Below are 14,899 nucleotides of genomic sequence, written 5' to 3' on the forward strand. Positions count from 1 at the left end.
GCCTTTGGCAAGGGGAACGAATGGGACGACCACCTGTGCCGTTGCTGTCAACGGAACGCATCGCCGAGGTGGCTTTGGAGATGGTGAACTCGACCGGCGGATTCACCATCCCGGAGCTCGCCCGCCGTCTGTCGGTGAGCCCGTCGTCGCTGTACAACCACGTGTCCGGTCGCGACCAGATCGTGGAATTGCTCCGGGAGCGCGCCATGTCGGCGGTGCAGTTGCCGGACGACGATCCCAGCCGCCCGTGGACCGAGACGCTCGGCGACATCATGCGGTCCTACCGCGACAGTTTCGCCCGGTATCCGCGGCTGATCCCCCTGCTCACCATCCATGCCGTCAACAGCACCCAGGCAATCGTCATGTACAACTCCGTGGCCGTGACGCTGGCGCGGGCCGGCTTCGATGCGGCCGACACGCTGCGCATCATCACCACGATGGACAACTTCGTCCTGGGCTCCGCGTTGGACCTGGCCGCCCCCGACGAGCCATGGACAACGGGCGACGGCGTGGGCCCCGAACTGGCGGCCGCAGTGGCCACGGGAGCGCCGAAACCGATGCGCGCCGATGACGCCTTCGAATGGGGGCTGGCGGTGCTGTTACGGGGACTGACCCGGTGAGCAACGCTAACCTGGCTGCATGACTGTGAGGCTCACCGTCGGTATCGCGTGCGCCGCGTTCGGGGCACTGGCGCTGGCCGGGCCCGCCGCCGCCGAACCCGCGCCGCCACCGGTTCCGCCGATCCCCAACCCGGCCTACGGTCCGGGAAGCCTGGACGAGCCGGTGGGCTATCTCGGCGAGATGTGGCAGACCTTCCACACGGACAACCCGCTCGGGGCACTCACCGTGCCGCCGGTGCAGGCGCCGGGCGCACCTCCCGGTGCCGGTCCCTCACCGCCACTGCCACCGGGGACGGTTTCGCTGACCGCACCCGAATCCTCAACGGCACCAGTGGAAGGCGTATGGCTCGGGCCGCTGCCCGGAATGCCGCCGGTGCCGTTGGCGCCACCGCCCCCGCCACCGGCGGCCTGACTCAGACTCCCAGTGTGCGCTGGATGTCCGGCTTCATCGCCTTCAGCTGCGCACCCCAGTAACCCCAACCGTGGGTGCCGTTGGCCGGGAAGTTGAAGATTCCGTTACTGCCGCCGGCGGACTGATACTGCCGCTGGAAGTTCCGGTTGCTGTCCACCGTGATGGTCTCGAGCAGCTGGCCCGGCAGATCGCCGCCGCCCAATTCCCCCGGCCGGCCGCTGCCGCAGTACACCCAGATGCGGGTGCCATTGGCCACCAGACGGCCGACGTTGACGGTGGGATCGTTGCGCTTCCACGCCGGACCGCCACCGGGACCCCACATGGCGGTGGCGTCGAAGCCGCCGGCGTCGCGCATCGCGATGCCCACCAGCGTGGGCCAGATGCCCTCAGACAGATTGAGGAAACCGGACAGAGACGAGGCGTAGCTGAACTGGCCCGGGTGGTAGGCGGCCAGGATCAACGCCGCACTGCCCGCCATCGACAGACCCACCACGGCGTTGCCGGTGGGTGAAATCCCCTTGTTGGCCGCCAAGTACCCCGGCAGCTCCGAGGTCAGGAACGTCTCCCACTGGTAGTTGTAGGTGCCGCCGTTGCCGACGGCCGGTCCCTGCCAGTTGGTGTAGAAGCTCGACATCCCACCCACGGGCATGACGACCGAGAGACCGGACTCGAAGTAGTCCTCGAAAGCCGTTGTCTCGATATCCCAGCCGTTGTTGTCGTCACGGGCACGTAGCCCGTCGAGCAGATACACCGCCTTCGACCCACCGCCCTGGAATCTGACCGGGATGTCGCGGCCCATCGCAGCGGAGGGCACCATCAGCGTCTCGACCGGCAAACCGGGACGCGAGTACGCCCCGGCAGTCGCCGATCCACCCGCGACCGCCACCAGGCCCGCCAGCAGCAGGCTTGCCAACGCTGCGGCCGTCAGCCGCCGCCCCAGATCGAGCATGAATGTCATCGTGTTTCGCCATTCTTTTCGGACGCGCACCGGGGCGCGCTCGGGAGGAGAACGTGTGCCGCTGCGTGGCATCCGCCGCGTTTCGCAAGACGGTCACCGCCACCACGGAGCCGTATTGATCACGTCGCCCCTATGTGCCCTGCCGTTACGGGACGACACTGCTCCGGCAGCTACGTCACCAGTCCGTCAGATTTCGCCCGGCTCATTCAGCAAGCCGGCCATGCCATTTCACCCGCGCGGGTGCTGGACGAACTGCCGGGCGCGGTCCAACATCGGGGCAAATGGCCCGACCATCATGTTCGGACTGCCCGGCGCCAGGCTCGCATCCTGGTACTCGTCTTCCGACCCGGTGACCGCCAACGCGCTCAGCGCCTCGACCGCGCGGGTGAGTCGACGGTGATCGTCGACGTCGAGCCGATCGGAGAGGGCGACGAACTCGGCGGTCTCCTCGTGGCGATTGTGCGCGTCGACCACTCCTCGTATCCGGGTCAGCTGGGAAATGAACTCCTCGGTGTCCACGGGTACGGTTTCCAATTCGGTGAAGGCCTCGCTGATCGCCAACTCCTCGTTGAGCAACGCGTCCACCACCTCGTCGCCGCCATCGATGAGATGACGCGCCTGCCGATGGACGATGATGTGCTCGGCGGATTCGTGCGTGGCCAGTGCCTGCAGCAGCCGCACGAATGTCGACTCTCTGCTCTCGGCCGGGGAGTCCAACACCGCCTCGAAGAGTTCGGCGATCTGGTGGTGTTGTGACACCAGCAGATTGGTGAGGTCCGGTTCGGCCACGATCACCGAAGCGCCGAGGAGATCACGTCACGGGCCCGGTCCAGCATCGAAGCGAACGGCCCCACCGCGAAGTTCATCTTGGCGGATTCGACACCTGGGTGCGGACGCGTCGGGGCGATGGCTTCGGCGGCCCGGACCGCCGATGCCATCCACTTGAGGTCATCGGGGCTCAGTTCTGCCTTCAACAGGTTGAACTCCTCGTTCTCCTCGTGCTCGGCGTGATCGACGACGGCGTCCCGGAAGCGGGTCAGCGCCGCGAGGAACTCTTCCGAGCCGAGGTCCATGCTCTCCAGTTCCGACAGCAGCTCCTTGGCCTCGTGCTCCTCCTGCAGACGGGCGTCCACCAGCGCTTCGCCGTTGTCGATTTCACGACGCGCGCGGGGGTGCACGATCATCTCCTCGGCGGTCTCGTGGACCGCCAGCAGTTGGCGCAGATCGACGAACGCCTTCTCCCGCGCCGGCGTCTCCGTCGCGTACAACACATCGTCGAACATGTCTTTGATCAGATTGTGCTGCCCGACCAAGAACGCGATCACATCATCGGTCGACTGCACGAACGTTTCCACCATGGCACACCTCCGCTATTCAGCCACGATCACGGCACAGGGCTGTTGCGCCGCATTGCCGCAGTCCTACCCCGCCTGACCACGGTCAAACGCCGAACCGCTGCACCGTTACGTGGAGTTTTCCGCTTTTTGGCTCGGCGATCGCCGGATCAGCGCAGCGCCTGTACCAAAGATGTTCGGCTGCAAAGTCTTCGGTTTCATGTTGCCGAACAGCGTGCTGCCGGGTCCGGGCGGCGCTGTCGATGCCCAACTGGTCGGCGGATTTGCCGTTTGCCCTCGCCGCCCCGATTGACCGGTTCACGGGTGAGATGCCGACCGACGGCGCCGGGTACCCCGGGGTTTGATCGGCGAATTCTACTGCACGGCAACCGATCTCGGTAAAAGATGGCGTCGACCCTGTGGCGCTGGCGGCGCTGGCTGGAGGATAGACAGGAGGTTCTGATGGGGAGCGTGAGGTAGGTGGTGCGGCTGTTCGCGCTACCCGCAGGAAGCCATAGGCCACGACCTGCATGACGCGCTGAAGCCGCTCGCCCCGACGGGGAGAGCGGCTTCAGCGTCACCACCATGCGAGCGGATGACGGGATTCGAACCCGTGTAAACGGCTTTGCAGGCCGGTGCCTAGCCACTCAGCCACACCCGCACTGACGACAACAATGCCTCGACCCGTGTGCCGGCACCACGGTTTCACTCAGCGTGAGCGCAGTCCCGAATTCACGGGGGTCCGGGACCTCACGGCGCCGCCCGCGTTGCCCGGTAGGACGCCAGTACACCGACCACCGCCAGCGCGGCGAACACTGCGAACATCCACCGCGCCGCCGTCGCATCCTGGTGCTCACTCATGTTGACCACCACGCCGGCCAGTCCGGCGCCGAAGGCACCGCAGATCAGCTGCACGGTGTTGATGGCGGCGGCTGCTGCCCCGCCTTCACCGGGGTCGGCGACGCTGCTCATCGCCCAGGCAGACAGATGCGGCCAGGCCATCCCGACGCCGGTTCCGGTCACCATCAGTGCCACCACCCACACCGCCACCACCCACGCGGACGCCTGGTTGAACTGCGTCACCGCGGCCACCGCCAAACCCACGGCCATCACCAACGGGGCCACGGCCACCACCCGAACGGTCATTCGCGTCGAGCGCAGCGATGCACTCGCGATCTCGCCGGCCGTCCATCCCACCGACAGGGCGACGCCGAGGAAGCCCGCCGCCACAGGCACCAGGTCTGCGAGCCGCTGCCCGAACAGTGGCACATACATGTCCACCATGGTGGCCGCCATCAGAAGGCCCAACGTCGCATAGATCCACCTCAGCGGACCCGGCCGGAAAGCGCTGCGCGGCAATACCGCCACCCGCGTCCGCCGGTCCACCACGAGGAACGCGCCGACCAGGACCAGACCGAGAACCAGCAGCACCGCGGTGAGCGCCGGTTCACGCGGAATACCGGCAACACTGACCGCCAGCGCCGCCGCACCGAGCAACAACAGCGACCAGACCGGGATGCGGAACGGGGCCGCGGGCTCACCCGCCCGCGACCGCCCCGGCAGCGCGAACGGCACCAGCAGCACCATGGCCGCGGTGGCCAACGCCAGTACACCGAAAGCCCAACGCCACGAGCCGTATTGGGCGAAAAGACCGCCCGCCGCAGGTCCGAGCACCGTGCCCACTCCCCACATCGCCGAGACCAGGGCCGATGCCTTGGTCCACAAGTGTTGCGGCAGAGCGGCATTGATGACGGCGTAGCCGAGCCCCGCGAGCACTCCCCCACCCAGGCCTTGCACCGTGCGGCCCACCAGCAGCAGTTCCATCGACGGCGCCAGCGCACACAGCACCGTCCCCGAAGCGAACACCGCCAGCGCGCACAGGTAGGACCAGCGCGGGCCCAGCCGCGTCACTATGGGATTCACGGTGGTGGCGGCGACCACCGAGGCGACGAGATAGACCGTGGTGACCCAGGCGTAGAACCGCTGCCCGCCGATATCGGCCACGGCGCTGGGCAACAGGCTGATGGTGATGAACTCGTTGGTGGCGTACAGCGCAACGCCGCCGGCCAGGACGGTCGACGTGCCCAGATAGCGGGGACCGAGCAGACTGCGCCACGTGGCCCCCTCGGTGGCGGCCGTCGTGGGCGCGGTGCGAGTCACCGCCTCACCGTACGAGCTCAACCTCGGTTGAGATCAAGCAGTCGGCAATTATTTGAGGCCGGCTGCGTCCATTCCACGCAGTTCCTTCTTCAGATCGGCGATCTCGTCACGGATCCGCGCCGCGAGTTCGAACTGCAGATCACGCGCGGCGACCATCATCTGATCAGTCATGTCCTTGATGAGGTCCGCCAGCTCCGCGCGCGGCATGCTCTTGGTGTCGCGACCCTCGAACACGCCGGCGCTGACCGCACGGCCCGGTTCGCCCTGCGCGCGTCGTCCTCGTGAGGAGTTGCGCCCGGAACCGCCCACCTCGACGGTCTCGCTGTCGTCGGCCTCGCGATACACCTGGTCGAGGATGTCGGCGATCTTCTTACGCAGCGGCTGCGGGTCGATGCCGTGTTCCTTGTTGTAGGCGATCTGCTTGGCCCGGCGGCGCTCCGTCTCGTCGATGGCCTCTTTCATCGAGTCGGTGATCTTGTCGGCGTACATGTGCACTTCGCCAGAGACGTTTCGTGCCGCACGGCCGATGGTCTGGATCAGGCTTCGCGGCGACCGCAGGAAACCCTCCTTGTCGGCGTCGAGGATCGCCACCAGTGACACCTCGGGAAGATCGAGACCCTCACGCAGCAGGTTGATGCCGACCAGTACGTCGTACTCGCCGAGTCGCAACTGCCGCAGGAGTTCCACGCGGCGCAAGGTGTCGACCTCGGAGTGGAGGTAGCGCACCCGGATACCCATCTCGAGCAGGTAGTCGGTGAGATCTTCGGCCATCTTCTTGGTCAGCGTCGTCACCAGCACGCGTTCGTCACGCTCGGTGCGCAGCCGGATCTCGCCGATGAGGTCGTCGATCTGGCCCTTGGTCGGTTTGACGATGACCTGCGGGTCCACCAGACCGGTGGGACGGATGACCTGTTCGACGAACTCACCGCCGGCCTGGCTGATCTCATAGGACCCCGGCGTCGCCGACAGGTACACCGTCTGACCGATCCGGTCGGCGAACTCCTCCCACGTCAACGGCCGGTTATCCACCGCGGACGGCAGCCGGAACCCGAAGTCGACGAGATTGCGCTTACGCGACATGTCGCCTTCGTACATGCCGCCGATCTGCGGGACGGTGACGTGCGACTCGTCGATCACCATGAGGAAGTCTTCGGGGAAATAGTCGAGCAGGGTGGCCGGCGCCGTACCCGGCCCGCGCCCGTCGATGTGCCGTGAGTAGTTCTCGATACCGGAGCAGAAGCCGACCTGACGCATCATCTCGATGTCGTAATTGGTGCGCATCCGCAGCCGCTGGGCCTCGAGTAGCTTGCCCTGCCCTTCGAGTTCGGCGAGCCGCTCCTCCAGTTCTTTCTCGATGCTGGAGATGGCCATCGCCATGCGTTCCGGGCCTGCCACGTAATGCGTGGCCGGGAACACGCGCAACGAGTCCACCTGACGGATCACGTCGCCGGTGAGCGGGTGCATGTAGTACAGCGCCTCGATCTCGTCGCCGAAGTACTCGATACGTACCGCGAGTTCCTCGTAGGACGGGATGATCTCGACCGTGTCGCCGCGGACCCGGAAGGTGCCGCGGGTGAAGGACATGTCGTTCCGGGTGTACTGCACGTCGACCAGCAGGCGCAGCAGCCCGTCGCGGGGTACCTCGTCGCCGACCTTCAGTTCCACCGAGCGATCGAGATACGACTGCGGAGTGCCCAGGCCGTAGATACAGGACACCGACGCCACCACCACGACGTCCCGCCGCGACAGCAGATTCGAGGTGGCCGAGTGCCGCAGCCGCTCGACATCGTCGTTGATCGAACTGTCTTTCTCGATGTAGGTGTCGGTCTGCGCGATGTACGCCTCGGGTTGGTAGTAGTCGTAATACGAGACGAAGTACTCGACGGCGTTGTTGGGCAGCATCTCCCGCAGCTCGTTGGCCAACTGCGCGGCCAGCGTCTTGTTGGGGGCCATGACCAGGGTGGGGCGCTGGAGACGCTCGATGAGCCAGGCGGTGGTGGCGGACTTGCCGGTGCCGGTGGCACCGAGCAGAACGACGTCACGTTCGCCTGCTCTGATCCGGCGTTCCAGCTCTTCGATGGCGGCCGGCTGGTCGCCGGCGGGCTGATACTCGCTGACCACCTGGAACTGACCGCCCGCGCGCACCATGTCCTCGACAGGGCGGTACTCCGAGTGCGCAAGCACGGGATGTTCGGTTGCGAAAGCCATGTTCACCAGGTTAGAACCAGCCACCGACATCTGTTGTTCCTGACGCCATGAGCGCTATTAGGCTGGCGGTATCCACCCGCCCAAGAACGAGACCTTCGATCTGGCTGCCCGCACCAACACCGACCCCAAGGGTTTCGTCCGGGCAGTCGATGTCTACGTGCGCGAGCCCTGGGGACTGTACATGGCCCGGCCGACGCCGGGTCGTGCCCAGTTCCACTATCTCGAGTCCTGGCTGCTGCCCGGCCTGCAGCTGCGGGCCAACGTCTTCCATTGGAATCCGGGGCACGAACGGGACCAGGATTTCTACCTCGACATCGGTGAGATCACCGCGGGCACTGACATCTGGCGAACTGTTGATCACTACCTTGATCTTGTGGTGTACACCGGACAGCGCACCGAACTCGTCGACATCGATGAGCTACTCAAGGCACACAAGGCGGGGTTGATCACCGATCAGGCAGCTGAAAAAGCAGTGAACAGTGCGGTCAGCGCGGTCACGGGGTTGACCGAGCACCATCACGATCTGTTAGCTTGGCTAGCGAGTAACGGAATGCAGATCTCCTGGCGATAGAGGCGTAGTGTCAGCGAATGTGAACTTCTGGGTACGCGTGGTTACCGCCGCCGCGTTGCTCGTCGGCATGTCTGCGCTCAAGCCGGCGATCGCTTCCGCCGAACCGGTGACCGATACACCGACGGTCGAACCGGCCCCCGCGCCTGAGGTACTGCACAACATCACCTACCGCGCGCGCATCGACGGGGTGTCCCGCGGCGCGACGGTCTCCTGGGCCGCGCAGGACGATCAGACCCAGACCGAGAACCCGACGATGGTGCCGGGCCGGGTCTTCGAAGCGCAGACCGTGCTGCCGGCATCCAAGATCGCCACGATGCGGCTGTCCATCCAGTGGCCGTACTCGGCGAACCTGCACTGCGAGATCTTGGTGGACGACGCACTGGTGGCGCAGGCCGACGACTTCATCGCACCACGTGTACTGCCGCAGCGCGACGATCCGGACTTCGGGTCACTGACCTGCGAGGCCCCGGTGGGCGGTGTGCCCGCCGTCCCGCCGCCGGCGGAACCCCTGCCGGAGAACCTGCCGCCGGCCCCGCCGGCCTGAGCTCAGGGGCGCCAGCCAGTGGCGTCGGCCCAGTCCCAGGCCCGCCGGTACGCGTCCAGGAACCACGGCTCCTTGGCGTCGGCGTAGGCACCGGTGGTGGCATGCCCGGCCATGGCCACGCTGCGCTTGAGCGCCAGATAGTCCTGTCGCACAGCGGGATTGGCGAGCACCCATGCGGTGAACAGCAAGGCGAACTGTTGATTGGGCCAGCCGTCGACCCGGATGTGCACGTTGGTGGGCCGCCCCGGATCAGCCGAGGCGTGAATCCGCTTCCGCCACAGTGACGCATCGCCGGCGTGATCGAATTGCACGACGGTACTGCGGCCGTCGTCCTTGGCCACGTCGTCTGTGATGTGTTCGATACGCGGATAACCGGCCGTCAACAGCGCCTCACCGAGTTCGTCCGCGGTGGCCAACGAGTCGACCGTGACCTGGATGTCGATGACGTCTTTGGCATCCAGACCGGGTATGGCCGTCGAGCCGATGTGGTCGATCCTCTTCGCACGATGCCCGCATGCGGTGCCGAGGCGGGCCAGGATCCGCCGGGCCTGGTCCGGCCACGTCGGGTCGTAGGGCACCAACTGTGGGACCACCTGCGCGGGCCGGCGCTGTTGCACGTTGTGCGCGAACGGCAGGATGCGTTGATGCCAGAGTTCGCGCGCCTTTTCGACGAGTGCCCCGGCACTGCCGGTGTTGTCCAGCCACACATCGGCGACGGCGCGGCGCTGCTCTTCGGTGGCCTGCGCTTTGATACGCGCCCGGGCGTCCTCCTCGCTGAATCCGCGGTACTCGGTGAGCCGTTGGACGCGCACGTCTTCGTCGGCGTGCACGATGATCACCAACGGAAACATCGGCGCCATGTGGGATTCCACGAGGAGCGGGATGTCTTCGACCACAACGGCGTCCTCCGCCGCCGCAGCGATCAACTCTGAGCGCCGGTGCGCCACCAACGGATGCACGATTCCGTTGAGCGTCTTGCGCTTCTCGTCATCGCTGAATGCCACCGCGGCCAGCGCCGGACGGTTCAGCGCGCCGTCCGGGTGCAGGATGTCCTTGCCGAACGCGTCGACCAGTTTGGCCAGGCCTTCGGTGCCGGGTTCCACGACTTCCCGGGCGATCACGTCACCGTCGACGATGATGCCGCCCAGTTCACTGAATGTGGCGGATACCGTGGACTTTCCGGCGCCGATACCACCCGTCAAACCGATTCGCAGCAATGCCCTGCCCTCACATCAGTGTGAAAAAAGAACCGCGCAGCACGTCGGAAAGACGTGCTGCGCGGCTTCACTCGGCGAATGAGTGTCTTTGTTACGCGTTGCCGGCGAGCTTCTCACGCAGCGCGGCGAGTTGCGCATCGCTGGCCAGCGATCCACCTGCGGACTCACCCGAGCTGGACGACGACGAGCCGTTGGCCGTCGCGGGCCGGCTGGCGGCCTCGGCCTCGGCAGCGGCGAACTTCTCCATCTGCGCAGTGTGCATCTTGTGGCGACGCTCGGCCTCGGCGTACCGGGCCTCCCACTCGTTGCGCTGCTTGTCGAAGCCTTCGAGCCATTCGTTGGTCTCGGCGTCGAAGCCTTCGGGGAAGATGTAGTTGCCCTGCTCGTCGTAGCTGTCGGCCATGCCGTACTTCGACGGGTCGAACTCGTCGGTGTAGTCCTCGTTGGCCTGCTTGAGGCTCAGCGAGATCCGGCGCCGCTCGAGGTCGATGTCGATGACCTTGACCATGGCGTCATCGCCGACGGCGACAACCTGATCCGGCACCTCGACGTGGCGCTCAGCCAGCTCGGAGATGTGCACCAGGCCCTCGATGCCCTCTTCGACCCGGACGAACGCACCGAAGGGCACCAGCTTGGTGACCTTGCCCGGCACGATCTGGCCGATGGCGTGGGTGCGGGCGAAGTGGCGCCACGGATCTTCCTGAGTGGCCTTGAGCGACAACGAGACCCGCTCGCGGTCCATGTCGACGTCGAGCACCTCGACGGTGACCTCGTCGCCCACCTGGACAACCTCGGACGGGTGGTCGATGTGCTTCCAGGACAGCTCGGAGACGTGCACCAGGCCGTCGACACCGCCGAGATCGACGAACGCGCCGAAGTTGACGATCGAGGAGACGACACCCTTGCGGATGGCGCCCTTCTGCAACTGGTTGAGGAACTCGCTGCGGACCTCGGACTGGGTCTGCTCCAGCCACGCGCGCCGGCTCAGGACCACATTGTTGCGGTTCTTGTCGAGTTCGATGATCTTGGCTTCGATCTCCTTGCCGATGTACGGCTGCAGATCGCGGACACGACGCATCTCGACGAGCGAGGCGGGCAGGAAGCCGCGGAGACCGATGTCGAGGATGAGACCACCCTTGACGACCTCGATGACGGTGCCCTTGACGGCCTCGTCCTTCTCCTTGAGCTCTTCGATGGTGCCCCAGGCGCGCTCGTACTGAGCACGCTTCTTGGACAGGATCAGGCGGCCTTCCTTGTCCTCCTTGGTGAGGACCAGCGCTTCCACCTCGTCGCCGACGGACACAACCTCATTGGGGTCGACGTCGTGCTTGATCGAGAGTTCGCGGGAAGGGATGACGCCTTCGGTCTTGTAGCCGATGTCGAGCAAGACTTCGTCACGGTCAACCTTGACGATTGTCCCTTCGACGATGTCACCATCGTTGAAGTATTTGATGGTCTTGTCGATTGCGGCGAGAAAATCCTCGGCCGAGCCGATATCGTTGACGGCTACTTGCGGCGAGGTGGCGACGGGACTTGGCATATGGTGGGTTGCTCCGGACAGGTGTGGTCGTAGGGACAGTGCAGTTATTGGTCGTGCTCATTCCGAGAAAACCTCGAGAATGTTTGCATCCGCGTCAGATCGTGCACACGGGTACTCGCCGAGCCTACTCGACCGGGTACATGCAGGACAAACCCACCCTCACAAACGGGGTGGCGCGGTGCCCGCGATCACGCAGATGGCATCGGCGATCCGCCTCAGATACTCCGGTGTGACCGGCGTGGACAACGCGATCATGCGCCAGAAGACCAGCGCACCCATGGCGTCCACCATCAGCTCCCGGTCTGCGTCGGCGGCCAGCTCACCCCGCCCCGCCGCCCGGTCCAGAACAGCCTGCGCCCAGCGGCGCCGGGGCCGTCCGATGTGCTCCATCAGCGCCTCTGCAAGCACCGGGTTGCGTTGCGCTTCGGCCAGTACGTCCGGATAGAGCCGCCGGGTGCGATCCTCCCCCAGCCACCGGCTGACGTTGCCGAGCAGTTCCAGCACGTCGCCGTGGAGTGAACCGGTGTCCGGTGCGGGGCCCGGTGGTCTCGCCAGGGCGCCCATGGCCGCGACGGTCATCTCGATCTTCGACGGCCAACGCCGGTAGATCGCGCCCTTGCCGGCACCCGCCCGGCGGGCGACACCATCGACGGTCATCGCCCCGAAGCCGTGTTCGGCGAGTTCGGCCAGCACGGCGTCGAGGATCGCCGCGGTGACCCCGGCCTCTTGGGGGCGGCCCGCGCTCATACGGGTGCCACGGTGGGCGCTTCGAGGAACTCCGCCAGCGAGCGCGGCCGTTCACCGCTGAGCCGCTGCACCGTGTCGGTGACCGCTGATTCCGCACCGCGCCGGATCGACACGTCCAGTGCGGCGAGTCCGGCGGCGAATGCCCGGTCATACCCTGCGTCCACCAGGTGATCGATGTAGACGGGCGCACTGACCGCCTCGTGTCGTACCGGCCGCCCCAGCGCTGCGCCGACGATCACAGCCGCTTCGTCGTAGGTGAGGGCGGCAGGCCCGGTCAACCGGTACTCGCCGTTGTCCGAGTCACCGCCCAGGAGAAGCGCAGCCCCACAACGGCCGATATCGCGCGCATCGATGAACGGCACCCGCCCGGTGCCCGTAGCCGTGACGAAACGCCCGGTGTTGCGAATCGAGGCCGCCAATGGATGGGCGCCGAGGAAGTTCTGCATGAACCACGACGGTCGCAGGATGTGCCATCGCGGCATCGTGGCCTGCACTGCGGCGGCCACCTCCCCGAGTCCGGGATCACCGGAGTCCAGCGCCGACGAACTCAACATCACCACGTGCTCGACCCCACGGCGCGCAGCGCGCTCCAGGAACGGGCCGACAACCCGCACCGGGTCTGGATCGCCAACGGGGGCAACAAGATACATCTTCTGTACACCGTCGACTGCGGCGTCGTGGGTAGCCGGGTCCGCCCAGTCGAACCGGAGCGAACTCCCAGCGCGCCGTGACGCGGTACGGACGGTCAGGTGTGTGTGTCCGGCCAGTTCGGCAGCCACCACCGACCCGGTGTTCCCGGTGGCGCCGAGCACCAGGACGGTGGTCATTTCGTCGACCCCGGCATCGCGAACGCGGCGGCCATGTCCGCCGAGCCGCCCATCGCGTCGGCGATGGCCAGCGGGTTCCAGTAGTCGCGATAGGACTCGATTCCCTGCTCACCCACGGTGATGACGCAGATGTAGTCGATGTCGTAGGGCTGTCCGGTCGCCACCACCACGCCCGTCACCCCCCATTCGACGACCACGGTTCGGGAATCGGAGTCCGTGTAGCGGGTCTGGTGCCGGATACCACGGACATCGAGGCTGTCGGTGTATCCGGACAGATAGTCGCGCACGTCGTCGCGGCTGTTCAGCGAGGGCCAGCCGGGCGGGGCGAAGGGGAACGTCATGGTCCCGTTGGGGGCCCATTCGTCGGCGAATGCCTGCATATCGTGGGCCAGCAACGCGGCCTGCAGCCGGTCGACGATCTCATTGGCGGCGTTCATGATTCCTCCAATACGGAACTACTGAGTGCCATTATTGCGGTACAGGCGGTTCCAACACGAGTTTTCTCTCATCTATTCCGATACGACATGGTTCCGTTTTGGCGGCTCGTTGCGTACCGCCCGAACCGCGCGCGTCCATGCACGGTCACAGCTACCCTGCTGACGTGCACAATCAGCCGCACTTGCCGGCCCCGTTCCCACGCCGGGTTCGTGCTGTCGGCGCCCCGATCGCCGTCATCATCCTCCTGGGCACCCTCGCCGGTCTGCTCGTCATCCTGCTCACCTCGGTCAACCCGGTGGGCACCGCCATCGGGTTCGTCCTGTCCAGCGTGGCCATGGCGGTGGTGGTGCTGGCCTACCTGTGGCTGGACCGGTTCGAACCCGAGCCGCCACGGCTGCTGGTGCTCGCCTTCGTCTGGGGAGCGTCGGTTGCCATCGTGGTGTCGGTGATCCTGGAGATGGCGTTCGGCGCGGTGGTCGGCACGGACGCCGCCGCCGACTCCGACTGGCGCACGACGGCCATCGCCGCACCGGTCGTCGAGGAAGCCGCCAAAGGTCTGTTCCTTCTGCTCATGATGACGGGCCGCCGCCGCCACGAGCTCAATTCGTTGGTGGACTGCCTGGTCTACGCCGGTCTGGTGGCCGCGGGTTTCGCCTGGCTGGAGGACATCTTCTACATCGCCGGCGGCGAGTCACTGGGCGAGGCGCTGGTGACCGCGGCGATGCGCCTGGTGATGGCACCCTTCGCCCATCCGCTGTTCACCACGGCGATCGGCATCGGGGTGTACTTCGCGCTCCATCAGCGCAACGTCTTCGCCAAGGCCGGGTACCTGCTGTTGGGATACGCCGGCGCGGTGATCATGCACGCCCTCTGGAACGGCTCCGCGGTACTGGGCTTCGGGACCTACCTGCTGGTGTACGTGCTGTGGATGGTGCCGATCTTCGGCTTGGCGATCTGGCTGGGCGTCGCCGCGCGCCGACGCGAGCAGCGGCTGGTCGCGACGAAACTGCCCGGCATGGTGCAGGCGGGGCTGGTGACGGCCAACGAAGCCAGCTGGCTGGGTTCGATCCGCTCGCGCAAGCTCGCGGTGGCCGCCGTGACCCGGGCCGACGGCAAGAAAGCGGGCAAGACGGTGCGCGACTTCGCCGCCCAGGTGGTCGAATTGGCCTTCGTCAAAGACCGCATCGACCGCGGTTTCGCCGACGCCAGGGTGACGGCCCTGTTCCACGAGGAGACGAACTGGCTGCGCACGGTACGGGCCGCCACCCCCGCGTTGCAGACACTGACCCACTACCGGATCCCGGAGTCGCCGGGCCGGTAGCG

The 14,899-nt window shown here is 66.3% G+C and carries 15 protein-coding genes and 1 tRNA gene; 5 read left to right on the plus strand and 11 right to left on the minus strand.

Going from position 1 to position 14,899, the window contains the following annotated elements; translation table 11 throughout:
• The first annotated feature begins 20 nt into the window (after positions 1–20).
• Both NL241_RS20350 and NL241_RS20355 read left to right on the plus strand, forming a co-directional pair.
• Positions 21–620, plus strand: a complete 600-nt coding sequence (locus NL241_RS20350) for a TetR/AcrR family transcriptional regulator (protein ID WP_494394870.1) — start codon at positions 21–23, stop codon at positions 618–620.
• A gap of 19 nt (positions 621–639) precedes the next feature.
• Positions 640–1,032: a hypothetical protein gene (locus NL241_RS20355; RefSeq protein ID WP_494394871.1), complete on the plus strand. Its 393-nt coding sequence runs from the start codon at positions 640–642 to the stop codon at positions 1,030–1,032.
• Position 1,033: 1 nt separating this feature from the next.
• Here the strand turns inward: NL241_RS20355 and NL241_RS20360 are convergent, their stop codons facing one another.
• The 6 genes from NL241_RS20360 to uvrB form a co-directional block, all read right to left on the minus strand.
• Entirely contained in the window at positions 1,034–1,990 is a 957-nt protein-coding gene (locus NL241_RS20360) for an esterase family protein (RefSeq protein ID WP_494394872.1), read from the minus strand.
• 228 nt (positions 1,991–2,218) lie between these two features.
• Positions 2,219–2,779, minus strand: coding sequence for a hemerythrin domain-containing protein (locus NL241_RS20365; protein ID WP_494394873.1), 561 nt, complete (start codon positions 2,777–2,779; stop codon positions 2,219–2,221).
• Between the two features lie 2 nt (positions 2,780–2,781).
• On the minus strand, positions 2,782–3,348 hold the full coding sequence (locus tag NL241_RS20370; protein ID WP_487697251.1) for a hemerythrin domain-containing protein: 567 nt from the start codon (positions 3,346–3,348) through the stop codon (positions 2,782–2,784).
• 566 nt (positions 3,349–3,914) lie between these two features.
• Positions 3,915–3,985: transfer RNA gene (locus tag NL241_RS20375), tRNA-Cys, on the minus strand.
• Positions 3,986–4,074: 89 nt separating this feature from the next.
• Positions 4,075–5,484 carry an MFS transporter gene (locus tag NL241_RS20380; protein ID WP_494394874.1) on the minus strand — a complete coding sequence of 470 codons (1,410 nt, stop codon included), beginning with the start codon at positions 5,482–5,484 and terminating at the stop codon, positions 4,075–4,077.
• A 48-nt stretch (positions 5,485–5,532) separates the two neighbouring features.
• The gene (gene uvrB / locus NL241_RS20385) at positions 5,533–7,692 is read right to left on the minus strand and encodes an excinuclease ABC subunit UvrB (RefSeq protein ID WP_487697239.1); all 2,160 of its coding nucleotides are present in this window, start codon (positions 7,690–7,692) and stop codon (positions 5,533–5,535) included.
• 70 nt (positions 7,693–7,762) lie between these two features.
• Between uvrB and NL241_RS20390 the strand changes: the two genes are divergently transcribed.
• Together NL241_RS20390 and NL241_RS20395 are read left to right on the plus strand one after the other, a co-directional pair.
• Positions 7,763–8,263 (plus strand): ribonuclease FAU-1 family protein, encoded by a 501-nt coding sequence (locus tag NL241_RS20390; protein ID WP_494398350.1) that lies wholly within the window; start codon positions 7,763–7,765, stop codon positions 8,261–8,263.
• A 19-nt stretch (positions 8,264–8,282) separates the two neighbouring features.
• Positions 8,283–8,807, plus strand: a complete 525-nt coding sequence (locus tag NL241_RS20395; RefSeq protein ID WP_487697237.1) for a hypothetical protein — start codon at positions 8,283–8,285, stop codon at positions 8,805–8,807.
• A gap of 2 nt (positions 8,808–8,809) precedes the next feature.
• Here NL241_RS20395 and coaE read toward each other — a convergent pair whose 3' ends face one another.
• From coaE to NL241_RS20420, 5 genes are all read right to left on the minus strand, one after another.
• On the minus strand, positions 8,810–10,024 hold the full coding sequence (gene coaE / locus NL241_RS20400) for a dephospho-CoA kinase (RefSeq protein ID WP_494394875.1): 1,215 nt from the start codon (positions 10,022–10,024) through the stop codon (positions 8,810–8,812).
• A 91-nt stretch (positions 10,025–10,115) separates the two neighbouring features.
• Positions 10,116–11,564 (minus strand): 30S ribosomal protein S1, encoded by a 1,449-nt coding sequence (rpsA, locus tag NL241_RS20405; RefSeq protein ID WP_487697233.1) that lies wholly within the window; start codon positions 11,562–11,564, stop codon positions 10,116–10,118.
• Between the two features lie 159 nt (positions 11,565–11,723).
• Positions 11,724–12,311 (minus strand): TetR/AcrR family transcriptional regulator, encoded by a 588-nt coding sequence (locus NL241_RS20410; protein WP_494394876.1) that lies wholly within the window; start codon positions 12,309–12,311, stop codon positions 11,724–11,726.
• Positions 12,308–13,138, minus strand: a complete 831-nt coding sequence (locus NL241_RS20415) for a Rossmann-fold NAD(P)-binding domain-containing protein (RefSeq protein WP_494394877.1) — start codon at positions 13,136–13,138, stop codon at positions 12,308–12,310. Before NL241_RS20415 ends, NL241_RS20410 begins: the two co-directional genes overlap by 4 nt.
• Complete coding sequence (locus NL241_RS20420; protein ID WP_494394878.1) at positions 13,135–13,575, minus strand: nuclear transport factor 2 family protein; 441 nt, start codon at positions 13,573–13,575, stop codon at positions 13,135–13,137. The genes NL241_RS20415 and NL241_RS20420 overlap by 4 nt, the downstream gene beginning before the upstream one ends.
• 137 nt (positions 13,576–13,712) lie before the next feature.
• Here NL241_RS20420 and NL241_RS20425 point away from each other — a divergent pair, with 137 nt between their 5' ends.
• Entirely contained in the window at positions 13,713–14,897 is a 1,185-nt protein-coding gene (locus NL241_RS20425) for a PrsW family intramembrane metalloprotease (RefSeq protein ID WP_494394879.1), read from the plus strand.
• The last annotated feature ends 2 nt before the right edge of the window (positions 14,898–14,899 follow it).

The sequence above is a fragment of the Mycolicibacterium sp. SMGY-1XX genome (assembly GCF_059132455.1).